Below are 810 nucleotides of genomic sequence, written 5' to 3' on the forward strand. Positions count from 1 at the left end.
GAAAAAAAAGAGAACAATTAATTTTATTAGAGGTTGATAGTCAATCAATAAACCTCCCATCAGAAAAGGTCAAAATTCAAAGAGAACCAAAACAATATTTATCTGCTTCTTGTCAATCTTCTTCTTCTGCGATTGATGACTTTTATTATCAATCGCTTCTTCCCCAAAAACAAGGTCAAATAGAAGAACTCGCCGTTTATTATGTTTATTTAGGAGAAAATACAGGAATGAAAGAAGCGATGGGATGGTTAAATTATCATTTTCCTCTTTATCATTTTAGTCATCAATTTTCTTACGCATTATATAACGCTTCTGACCAACAAAAGGAAGTTAACTTTCAATTTCGAATTAAAGAACCACCACCTTTTCATTTTCTCTTAGCCTTTTTTGAAGGTGGAAAAAGGGAAGGAAAAGATGATACTTATACTTTAGAAGATTTAAAACAAATGGGGAATGGCGAGACAGCTTTATATTTCTTTTGGAGTCTTAATAAACCTCCTTTACCATCCTCTTTTCCTTTTTTACCAGAAAATTATCACTTAGAAATTATTTATGAGCAAGGAACGAATTTTGGAGGTCCGAGTTATCTTTTCATTGATAAAATTATTATCAAAGACATCATCAAAGATAAAGTCGTAGGCGTTTATCCCATTAACCAAAAGATAGAAGAACCTTTTATCATTTTTAATTATGATTTTGAGTTAAAATTCCCTTTTTATAATTATCAATCGGAAGGTTATTTATGGTCGACAAATCATATTCGTTCTTTGAAAAAGATTGATTTATATGAAAAAAGAACAGGTCAACATC

General features: G+C 30.4%; 1 pseudogene. It reads left to right on the forward strand.

What is annotated here, in order from left to right:
* Positions 1-810: pseudogene (locus tag Q8777_RS02655) on the forward strand (hypothetical protein); the annotation flags it as partial.

Source organism: Candidatus Phytoplasma stylosanthis (assembly GCF_032886435.1).
GTDB classification, from domain to species: Bacteria; Bacillota_I; Bacilli_A; order Acholeplasmatales; family Acholeplasmataceae; genus Phytoplasma; species Phytoplasma stylosanthis.